Raw genomic sequence first — 1,770 nt, 5'->3', positions numbered from 1 at the left:
TAAAGCAATTCGTAGTTCCGCTTGTATTTTATTATTTGATTTTTAAGCTCCTCAAAAGGGTAATTAAAAATTTCTCTTTAGGTTATCAAAAATTGAAATCTAGTCTTCCTATTTGAATATTTCTTTATCTTTTAACTTTTTAGCAGTTAGCTAATTGGACTGTAATCTTTTCCTCAGCAATTACTCAACTACTCTTGAATTTGCATCATCCAACATCTTGTTTTCAAAACTTTTTAGATAAATCTGAGTAGTCCGAAGAGAATTATGTCCAAGTCCTTCACTAATTATCTCAGTAGAAACACCTAAATATTTTGCGATTGTAGCCCAAGAATGTCTTATGGTATATGTTGTAAATTTTTCTTCGATACCTGCATCTGCTGCGATTATTTTTAAACGTTCATTCACACGCCGGCGTATAGATTTATATTTTTCGTAATGTTCTGTACTCCCGTCATAATTGATAGGCAATAAATAATCTTCCGGATTTTTATTAATAATATAGTAGACTAAAATGTCTGAGAGTTCAGACGTTATTTTTACTGAAAGTGGGTCGCCCGTTTTACTTCTACCATAATATAGTCTATCCCCGTTTATATTTTTCAATTTAAGTTTTACTAAATCGACAAGGTTCATTCCGCGACAATTAAACATTATCAAAATGTAATTCTTGGCATGCCAAAGTATAGAGTCTTCGGGATACTTCAAATTCCTAATTTCTAAAAAATTATCTTTTGAGGTAGCTCTTTTTTTTGTGTTTTTGCTAGTTGGAATTCGATATTTTTTAAAAGGATTACTCAAAGGTTTGAATTCATCTTCCTCTATGGCTTTATTATAGATGGCACGTATTCCGCGCATATAGGAATTAATTGTGCCAGGCTTATTTCCTCTAGAAACAAATTCAACCTCATAATCTTTTAATATACTAACGGTAATTTCATCAAGTCGAATATCTTCGGATTTAATAAACTTTAAAAACCTGTTCATACAGCTCTGATACCATTCTGCCGTAGATGGAGAATTCATTTTCCGCTTTCTTTCAATAATTTTATTTCCACATTCTACCAAACTAATGCTATTGTCAATTCGATGTCTTTCGGTTGTTTGAATCTGCTTGTCCCACGAATTTTTTATTTCTCTAACGAGTTGGCTAACATCAATTTTATTAATGTCGTCTCCAAAATTTTTAATTTTCTTTTTAGCAAGATATAGTTTGTCATGAATCTCATCCTCTATGGAATCATAGTCCATAAACTGATTACAGGTATCAGATTTTTTCAACCTACCATTTCTATCATCCCATCCATGTAGTGAAGTTGAATATCCAAGGGCAATGTATCTTGTCTTTTTATGATGAACACGCAATGCTATTGGATAACTTCCATCCTTTTTTTTTGAATTATTTCTAGTGTCTAATACTACTCTTGCGATAGCCATTTTTCGTTCTATTCTTCTATTAAGTTAGTCAAAAAATTGCACACTTTTTGCACACTTTTATTTGAAATCAAACGAAATCAAATGATTTCAAATAAAATTAAAAATCATAAATAACTGAACATCAATAATATATACACAATTTTATTTTTCAACTAATTATAATTTCAAGACTGGCAGGCAAGAGGTCACCGGTTCGAATCCGGTATTCTCCACTCAAAGCTTCCATTTTGGAAGCTTTTTTTAATTGTAGTCTTTAGGCGATTAATTATCGTATTAAATTGATTAGATAGTAAAGGAACAGAGCGTCCCGAAAGCCTTCGGGAAGGTCACCGGTTC

General features: G+C 31.7%; 1 protein-coding gene. It reads right to left on the bottom strand.

Annotated features, from left to right (window positions below; genetic code table 11):
• Positions 1 to 180: 180 nt before the first annotated feature.
• Positions 181 to 1,434, bottom strand: coding sequence for a site-specific integrase (locus tag QZ657_RS15330; RefSeq protein ID WP_291967988.1), 1,254 nt, complete (start codon positions 1,432 to 1,434; stop codon positions 181 to 183).
• Positions 1,435 to 1,770: the final 336 nt, after the last annotated feature.

The sequence above is a fragment of the Maribacter sp. genome (genome assembly GCA_020629415.1).
Taxonomy (GTDB): Bacteria; Bacteroidota; Bacteroidia; order Flavobacteriales; family Flavobacteriaceae; genus Maribacter; species Maribacter huludaoensis.
The sequence above is the reverse complement of the archived record's forward strand: the minus strand, read 5'-3'. Positions and strand labels throughout refer to the sequence as shown.

What these genes read in the sequence shown, in the direction of transcription:
- QZ657_RS15330 (WP_291967988.1), bottom strand. Translation starts at nt 1,434, where the DNA reads ATGGCTATCGCAAGAGTAGTATTAGACACTAGAAATAATTCAAAAAAA.